The following is an 8,600-nucleotide window of genomic DNA, read 5'->3' on the forward strand; positions in this document are numbered from 1 at the left end:
AACCGAGTGCGGCGTTTGCGTCTGGTGGGCTCGGTTATGTTTATAAGCGCCCACCGGCGCGCCGTCGAGCGCCGCCGACGCCGCGGCCGCCCGGAGGCCCGCCTCCGCCCGCACCTCGCGGGACCGGCGCCGGAAGGCCTCGTGCCAGCGCAGCTCCTCGCACGCGGCCCGCGCGGCCGCCACCGCCTCGGCCACGGCGGGCACCGCCGCGAGCGCGGCGAGCGGGTCGCTCACGCCTCCGACCCCTGCGTCGCTCACGCGACGAAGTCCGCCTCGCCGTGCGGCACGAGCCCGGCGGCCAGCCGTGCCGCCATGCCGGCGGACATCGGCGGCAGCGCGTCGAGGTCGTACCAGCGGGCGTCGGTGTTCTCGCCGTCGGCGGGCCGCGGCTCCCCGGACACCCACCGGAAGCGGAAGGTCAGGTCGAGGTAGGTCGAGCGGTCGCCGTTCTCGTAGGTCACCGGCCCGACGACGCCGACGCGCGCGAGCCGCTCGGGCACGGCGACGACGTCCGCCTCCTCGAGCACCTCGCGGGCGGCCGCCACCGCGGGCTCCTCGCCGGGGTCGACGACGCCCGTGACCGGCGTCCACGCGCCCGTGTCGGCGCGGCGCACGAGGAGCGCCTGCTCGCGGCCCGCGTGCGTGCGCAGGACGACCGCGGTCACGCCGGGCAGCCAGAGCAGGTCGTGCCCGACGTGCTCGCGCAGGGCCAGGACGAACGGTGGGACGGGCACGCGCCCGATGCTACGGGCGCCGCACCGGCCGGGGCGCCGCGCGGGGCGGTCGGTGACACGATGGCGGCATGGTCAGCGCCCCGTCCGTGTCGTCGTCCATCACCGCGCGGCTCGAGGTGCGCGCCAGCCCGACCGCGGTGTCCGACCTGACGACCGCGATCGAGCGCGCCGGCGGCATCGTCACGGCCCTGGACGTGACCGCGTCGTTCCACGAGGCGATGACGGTCGACGTCACGTGCGCGACGCGCGACGTCGACCACGCGGCCGACGTGGTCGCCGCCCTGGAGGCGCTCGAGGGCGTGACGGTCAAGCGCGTGTCCGACCGCACGTTCCTCATGCACCTGGGCGGCAAGCTCTCCATCGAGTCGAAGGTGCCGCTGCGCAACCGCGACGACCTGTCGATGGCCTACACGCCGGGCGTCGCCCGCGTGTCGCAGGCGATCGCCGAGCGCCCGGAGGACGCCCGCCGCCTCACGATCAAGCGCAACACCATCGCCGTCGTCACGGACGGCACGGCCGTGCTGGGGCTCGGCGACATCGGGCCCCTGGCGGCGCTGCCCGTGATGGAGGGCAAGGCGGTGCTGTTCAAGCGGTTCGCGGACATCGACGCGTTCCCCATCTGCCTCGACACCACCGACGTCGACGAGATCGTCCGGACCGTGCAGGCCATCGCCCCGGTGTTCGCCGGCATCAACCTGGAGGACATCTCGGCGCCGCGCTGCTTCGAGGTGGAGCGCCGGCTGCGCGAGGCGCTCGACATCCCGGTGTTCCACGACGACCAGCACGGCACGGCGATCGTCGTCGTGGCGGCTCTGACGAACGCGCTCACGGTCGTCGGCAAGCGGATGGGCGACGTGCGGGTCGTCATGTCGGGCGCGGGCGCCGCGGGCACGGCGGTGCTCAAGCTGCTGCTGGCGGCGGGCGTCCGCGACGTCGTGGTGACGGACATCGACGGCGTCGTGCACGCCGACCGGCCGGGCCTGTCGCCGTCGCTGCGGTGGACGGCCGAGCACACGAACCCGCGGGGCGTGACGGGCACCGTGCACGACGCGATCGTCGGGGCCGACGTGTTCGTCGGCGTCTCGGCGCCGGACGTCATCACGGCCGACGACGTGGCGCGGATGGCCGACGACGCGATCGTCTTCGCGCTCGCGAACCCGCGTCCCGAGATCGACCCGGACGAGGCGGCGAGGCACGCGGCCGTCGTCGGCACGGGCCGGTCGGACTTCGCCAACCAGATCAACAACGTGCTCGCGTTCCCGGGTGTCTTCCGCGGCCTGCTGGACGCGCAGTCGCACACGATCACGGAGCCGATGCTGCTCGCCGCGGCGGAGGCGCTCGCCTCGGTCGTGCGGCCCGAGGAGCTCAACCCGACGTACATCGTGCCCAGCGTGTTCAACCCGGAGGTGACGACGGTCGTCGCGGCCGCCGTGCGGCGGGCGGCGGGCGCCGAGGGCGTCGCCGCCGAGTCGGCCCCCACGACCGGGGAGATCGCGCAGGTGCGCCCGGCCGCGCGGTGACGTCCACCGCACGACCGGGCGCCGCGTGCCGGCGTCAGCCCTTGACGGAGCCGAGCATCACGCCGGACACGAAGTACCGCTGCACGAACGGGTAGACGCACAGGATCGGCAGCACGGTGAGCACCATCGTCACGGCCTGGATGTTCACCGAGATCGACTGCGTCGCCGCGCTCTGCGCCGCCGCACCCTCCGACGCCGCGGACGACGCGCCGGCGATGAGGTTGCGCAGGAACATCGTCACCGGCTGGCGCTGCTGCTCGTCGATGTACAGGAACGCCGTGAACCAGTCGTTCCAGTACTGCACCGAGTAGAACAGCACCATCGTCGCGATCACCGCCTTCGACAGCGGCAGGACGATCCGGCCGAAGATGCCGAACCAGCCGAGCCCGTCGATCTGCGCGGCCTCCTCGAGCTCGCTCGGCAGGTTCTCGAAGAACGACTTCATGACCAGCAGGTTGAAGATGGAGATCGCACCGGGCAGCACGACGGCCCACAGCGTGTTCTTCATCCCCAGCGACGAGATGAGCACGTAGTTGGGGATGATGCCGCCGTTGAAGAACATCGTGAACACGGCGAACCCGATGAGCAGGCCGCGCCCGCGCAGGTGCCCCTTCGACAGCACGTACGCGTACGTGGTGGTCAGCGCCATCGCGACGACCGTGCCGACCACCGTGTAGAGCACGGTGTTGCGGTAGTTGGTCCAGAACAGCGGGTTCTCCGCGACCGCCCGGTACGTGTTCAGGTTGAACCCGACCGGCCAGAAGCTCACGTCGCCCGACCGGATCGCCGCCTCGCTGCTGAAGGACTGCGCGACGACCGTGAGGAACGGGTACAGCATCAGGCCCATGACGAGGACCAGCGCCGACACGTTGAGCCACGTGAACACGCGGTAGCCGCGGGAGTCGCGGGCCCCGACCGGCCGGACGGGTGCCGGCGGCTTCGGCGCCGTCATCTGCGTCACCACAGGCTCGCTCCCACCGCTCGTCGTGAGATCAGGTTCGCCGAGAGGATCATGATCAGGCCGATGACGGCCTGGAACAGGCCGATCGCCGCGGCGTAGCTGAGGTTGTTGGAGACCAGGCCCACCCGGTACAGGTAGGTCGAGATCACGTCCGCCGTCTCGTACGTCAGCGGGTTGTACAGCAGCAGGACCTTCTCGAAGCCGACGTTGAGGAACGTCCCGACGTTGAGGATGAGCAGCGTGATCATCGTCGGCCGGATGCCCGGCAGGGTGACGTGCCACGTCTGCTGCCACCGGTTCGCGCCGTCGATCCGCGCCGCCTCGTAGAGCGACGTGTCGACCGTGGTCAGCGCGGCGAGGTAGAGGATCGTGCCCCAGCCGACCGTCTGCCACATCTCCGAGCCGACGTAGATGGCGCGGAACCACTCGGGGCGCTGCAGGAACGGCACGCCCTCGCCGCCGAGCCCCTCGATGACCTGGTTGACCGTGCCCTGCAGCGAGAACAGCTGCATGAGCATGCCGACGACGATGACGATCGACAGGAAGTGCGGCAGGTACGAGATGGACTGCACGACCCGCTTGAACCGGCGGGAGCGCAGCTCGTTGAGCATGAGCGCCAGCACGATCGGCAGCGGGAAGCAGACCAGGAGCGTGAGCGCCCCGAGGACGATCGTGTTCGTGAACACCGCCCAGAAGGTCGGGTCGTTCATGAACATCGTGATGTAGCGCAGCCCGACCCACTCGTCGCCGAAGATGCTGCCGCCCGGGCGGAAACGCCGGAACGCGATGGCGTTGCCGGCCATGGGCAGGTAGCGGAAGACGAGCAGGAAGACCACGGGCGCCGCGGCGAGCGCGTACAGCGGCCAGTCGCGACGCAGCGTCGTGCGCCACGGCACCGGCCGGCCCCTGGCGGTGCGCACCTTGCCGCCACGACCCCGCGGCGGCTCCGGGGCGACGTCGTCCACCGCGATCTCCTCGGTGGTCACCCGCCCCGCGGGTGCCATGACCCGGGTCGATCTCATGTCTCACTCCTTCGTGAGGCCCGGTGGGCCGGGACGTGCCCGGCCCACCGGGGTGGGACCCGAGGCGTCAGCCGTTGTTCTCGGCGAACCGCTCGCGTGCGCCGTTGTACAGGTCCACGTACTGCTGCAGACCCTTGGCCTCGAGCTCGCCGACGAACGCGTCCCACTCGCTCAGCGGCCGCTCGCCCAGGATGAAGCGGAGCGTGGCCGTGTCCACCGTGTCCTTGAGGGGCGTGCCCAGCAGGGACGCCTGCTCGAGGTCGGCCTCGGACAGCGGGGCCGGCGGGTTCGGGTCCATCGGCGTGCGGGTCGACAGGACGTCGTCGATGTACTGGACGGCCTGGTCGGTCGCGTACGACTCCTTCAGCGCACGCGACTCCGTCGCCTCCGCGAGGAACGTGCTGAAGCCCAGGTCCTTCTGGATGTCCGTCGGGGCACCCGGGTTCAGGTTGAAGATGTCGAGGCGGTGCTCGGCGTCGAGCGTGTACTCGTCACCGGACTTCGTGAACGTCTCGCCCTCGACGCCCCAGCGGAGCATGTCGCGGGCCTCCGGCGAGTAGTACAGCCAGTCGAGGAACTGGAGCGTCGCCGTGAAGTGCGGCTTGCTCTCCGCCTCCTTGGTGATCATGAAGCCGTGCCAGAAGTTGCGCGGCTCGACGATGGCACCGGCGGGCCCGGCGGGCGGCGGGACCTGCACGACCTCGTAGCCGCCGGGGCCGACGGTCGCGTCCAGGGCCTGCGACCACTCGATCGCCGTCCCGCTCGCACCGGAGCCCGCGAAGGCCTTGCCCTCGGAGACGAGTCGCTCGACGCGCTCGACGGCCTCCTGGTCCTGCACGGTGAACGAGTCGGGGTCGAGCAGCCCGTCCTGCACGAGACCGTGGAAGAACTCCACCATCTCCTTGTACTCGTCGGAGGCCGCCGCGTACTCGAGCTCGCCCTTCTCCTCGTCCCACTGCATGCCGTCGCCGAAGCCCCAGCCGGCCTGCGTGCCGAAGCCGCGCGCGGCGTAGTTCAGCAGCGACTGGCCCTGGAACGCGTCCTGCAGCGGGTAGGAGTCGGGGTACTGCTGCTTGAGCTGGAGGAACGCCTCGCGGAAGCCGTCCCAGTCGTCCGGGATCTCGATGCCCGCGGCGTCGAAGACGTCCTTGCGCACCAGCAGGGTGAACATCGGGACCGACACCTCCTGCAGGCCGGGGAGCATGTACAGCTCGCCGTCCTCCTGGCGCAGGTTGTCGACCATCTCCTGCAGGTCCCACTCCTCCACGTACTTCTGGAAGTGCGGCATCTCGTCGAGGTACTTGCTGAGCGCGACGACCGAGCCGGACGCGGCGAACTGCTTCTCCTCACCGGTGTACACGAGCGGGATGATGTCCGGTGCGTCGCCCGCGCTGATGAGCAGGCTGCGCTTCTCCAGGTGGTCGCTCAACGGGATGTGGGTCGTCTTCAGCGAGACGTTGGTCTGCTCCTCGAGGACGTCGAAGAACTGCCAGGAGTCCTTCACCGTCACCTCGGGCCAGTCGGTCCACAGGATCGAGAGCTCGAGCGGCTCCGTCGCGGTGAACTGGTCGCCGGCCGCGTAGTCCTCCATCGCGCCGGTCCGCTGCTCCTCGGTGGCGTCGTCGCCGCCCCCGCCGCCGCTGCAGGCGGCCAGCGTCAGCGCGACGCCCGCGGCGACCGCCGCCGCCGCCCGCGTCGTCCGCGGCCGACGCCTTCCGTCGATGCCCGCACGTGTCATCTCTGGCTCTCCTCGTTGAGATCCGTCCCGGGACGCGCCCCGGTGCTGCTGCGAATGTCCGACCACCGCCGGAGCGACCGGGACGCGTACCGAGGCTTATCGATACACCTACCGGCGTGCGGGGAATCTATGCGCCCCGGGGCGCGGGGTCAACGACCACCCGCACGGCCGGCCGGCCGGGGGCGGGTGGGGCGCCGCGGTGCGTGCGCGGAGGTCGCGCTCCCACGCGGCCGCGGGGTCAGGTGCTGGAGCCCCGCACGACCAGGTGGACGGGCGTCGTCAGGCGCACCGGGTCCGACTCGTCGCCCGCGAGCCGGCGCTCCAGCAGCGACACCGCCTGCTGCGCCAGCCACTCGCGGCCCGGGTCGACCGACGACAGCCCGGGCACCGCGAACGCGCTCCCCCGCAGGTTGTCGAAGCCGACCACCGCGACGTCCTGCGGTACCCGCAGACCGGCCTCGTGCAGGGCGGCGAGCACGCCGTACGCCATCTCGTCGGTCACCGCGAACACCGCGTCGGGGCGCAGGCCCCGGGCCAGCGCCCCGGCGAGGACGTCGCGGGCACCCTCGGCGGTGTACTGCGCACCGCCGAGCAGGAGCCGGTCGTCCGGCACGAGACCCAGCTCCTCGTGCGCCGTGCGCCACCCGCGCGTGCGCAGCCCGGACGTCGGGTCGTCCACCCCGTCCGTGACGGCGTGGTCGACCTCGGCCCCGTCGACCACCGCCACCCGCCGGCGGCCCGCGTCGAGCAGGTGCCGCACCGCGAGCCGCGCGCCCTCGTGGTTGCCGATGCTCACGTGGTCGAACTGCGGCGGCACGTCCTGCTCGCCGAGCAGCAGCAGCGGCTGCGCCAGCCGCAGCGCGTCCACCTCGTCGTACGTCAGGCCGACGGCGCTCAGGACGACGGCGTCGTACTGGCGCAGCCGCGCCTGCGACAGCAGCGAGAGCTCGCCCTCCTTGCTCGCCCCCGACTGCGCCACCACCAGGTGGCGGCCGTGCTGGGCGACCTCGGTGGCGAAGCACGCGGCGAGCTCGGCGAAGTACACGTGGTCGAACCGCGGGACGATCAGCGCGACGGTGTCCACGCGCCCGGCGCGCAGCCGGCGCGCCGTCAGGTTGATCTCGTACCCGAGCTCGTCCACCGCCTCGAGCACGCGCCGGCGCGTCGCGTCCCCGACCCGCGGACGGTCGTTGAGGACGTTCGAGACCGTCATCTTCGACACCCCGGCGAGCCGCGCGACGTCGCTCATGGTCGCCACCCGAGCGCCCCTGCCCACCGACGGTGCCACTCTCGTCCTCCTGCGTCCGGCGCGGCCGTCGGGCCGTCCGACGCCGCCGCGGGGCCCACTGTGGCAGGCGCGGCGACGGTCCGGTGCCACGTCCGCCCGACGCGCGGGCGTGCCGCACGGCCGACCTGCCCTTTCGTCCCGGGTCCGGGGCCCCGCGCGCCGCCACGATGTGCGGGTGCTGACCATCCCCGAGGCCGTCGCCGCGAACGCCGACGCCGCCGCGCACAAGGTGGCCCTGCTGCGCACGCCGGGCCTGCTCCTCGTCCGCACCATGCTGGCGGGCGCCGCCATCGGCATCGGCGTGCTCATCATGGTCACGGCGGGCGGGCCGCTCGCCGTCGCCGGGTCGCCCTGGGCGCCGCTCGTCGACGGCGTCGTCTTCTCCGTCGCGCTGGTCGTGGTCCTGGTCGCCGGCGGTGAGCTCGCGACGAGCGCGATGATGGTGCTGACGCAGGGTGCGCTGCTGCGCCGCGTCGGCTGGGGGCGCGCCGGGGTCACCCTCGTCGCCTACCTCGGCGGCAACCTCCTCGGCGCGATGGTCTTCGCGGCGCTCGTGCACGCGTCCGGCGTCGCCGGGCCCGGGACCGCGGCGGGCGAGGCGCTCGCGGGCGTCGTCGCCCACAAGGCGGGCGCGACGACCCCCGAGCTGGTCGTCCGCGGCGTCCTGTGCAACGTCATGGTCTGCCTCGCCGTGTGGTGCTGGGGCCGGCTGGGCCCCGGTGCCGCGGGGCTCGCCGTGGTCGTCGGCTGCGTCATGGTGTTCATCACCTCGGGCTTCGAGCACGTGGTCGCGAACATGACGACGTTCTCGCTCGCGCTCTACGGCGACCTGCCGCACGCGACCCTCGCCGAGGCCGCGCGGAACCTGCTCGCCGTCGGGGTGGGCAACACGGTCGGCGGTGCGCTCCTGGTGGGTGCGGCGTACGCGTACGGCGCACGGCCGGTCGACGCCGGGGTGGGCGACGCCGGGACGGGCGACGGTGCGGCCGTCCCGGCGACCGTCGGTGCGACGGCGGCACCGGCGACACCCGGCGCGCCCGCGCCCGCCCGTGCCCTCGCGTCCGTGCCGCGGCCCGTGGCGGCCCGCGCGCGGCGGGGCGACGGCGTGCGTCGCTGACGCCGGGGACACGTCGCGGCCCGCGTGCCGCCCGGCGCCCCCGCGCGGGGCGCACTAGCGTGGTCGTGACCAGGGCGTCCGCGGACGCCGCGGCGCGATCCCGGGAGCAGGCATGAGCACCGCCGACCCGCACCGGCCCGCCGGGGGCCCCGCCCGCGACGGCGGCGACGAGCCGGGCACCGACAGCGGTCGGCACGCCGTCGCCCGGCCGGTCCCGACG

General features: G+C 73.0%; 7 protein-coding genes and 1 pseudogene. 2 read left to right on the top strand and 6 right to left on the bottom strand.

From position 1 onward, the window contains the following. Positions 1 to 234 (bottom strand): annotated as a pseudogene (locus AB6N23_RS15655) (hypothetical protein); the annotation flags it as partial. A 20-nt stretch (positions 235 to 254) separates the two neighbouring features. After that, positions 255 to 734, bottom strand: a complete 480-nt coding sequence (locus AB6N23_RS15660) for an NUDIX hydrolase (RefSeq protein WP_412866926.1) — start codon at positions 732 to 734, stop codon at positions 255 to 257. A 68-nt stretch (positions 735 to 802) separates the two neighbouring features. Here AB6N23_RS15660 and AB6N23_RS15665 point away from each other — a divergent pair, with 68 nt between their 5' ends. After that, positions 803 to 2,254: an NAD-dependent malic enzyme gene (locus tag AB6N23_RS15665; protein WP_412866927.1), complete on the top strand. Its 1,452-nt coding sequence runs from the start codon at positions 803 to 805 to the stop codon at positions 2,252 to 2,254. 34 nt (positions 2,255 to 2,288) lie between these two features. On the opposite strand, the gene AB6N23_RS15670 is transcribed toward AB6N23_RS15665, so the two are convergent. The 4 genes from AB6N23_RS15670 to AB6N23_RS15685 form a co-directional block, all read right to left on the bottom strand. Next, complete coding sequence (locus AB6N23_RS15670) at positions 2,289 to 3,206, bottom strand: carbohydrate ABC transporter permease (protein ID WP_412866931.1); 918 nt, start codon at positions 3,204 to 3,206, stop codon at positions 2,289 to 2,291. 5 nt (positions 3,207 to 3,211) lie between these two features. Next, positions 3,212 to 4,219 (bottom strand): ABC transporter permease, encoded by a 1,008-nt coding sequence (locus AB6N23_RS15675; RefSeq protein ID WP_412866932.1) that lies wholly within the window; start codon positions 4,217 to 4,219, stop codon positions 3,212 to 3,214. An 85-nt stretch (positions 4,220 to 4,304) separates the two neighbouring features. Further along, on the bottom strand, positions 4,305 to 5,975 hold the full coding sequence (locus AB6N23_RS15680; RefSeq protein ID WP_412866928.1) for an ABC transporter substrate-binding protein: 1,671 nt from the start codon (positions 5,973 to 5,975) through the stop codon (positions 4,305 to 4,307). 238 nt (positions 5,976 to 6,213) lie between these two features. Beyond that, positions 6,214 to 7,224 (bottom strand): LacI family DNA-binding transcriptional regulator, encoded by a 1,011-nt coding sequence (locus tag AB6N23_RS15685; RefSeq protein ID WP_412866929.1) that lies wholly within the window; start codon positions 7,222 to 7,224, stop codon positions 6,214 to 6,216. 214 nt (positions 7,225 to 7,438) lie between these two features. Between AB6N23_RS15685 and AB6N23_RS15690 the strand changes: the two genes are divergently transcribed. Next, positions 7,439 to 8,380, top strand: coding sequence for a formate/nitrite transporter family protein (locus AB6N23_RS15690; protein WP_412866930.1), 942 nt, complete (start codon positions 7,439 to 7,441; stop codon positions 8,378 to 8,380). Positions 8,381 to 8,600: the final 220 nt, after the last annotated feature.

It is taken from the genome of Cellulomonas pasadenensis (assembly GCF_047229365.1).
In the GTDB taxonomy this organism is placed as follows: domain Bacteria; phylum Actinomycetota; class Actinomycetes; order Actinomycetales; family Cellulomonadaceae; genus Cellulomonas.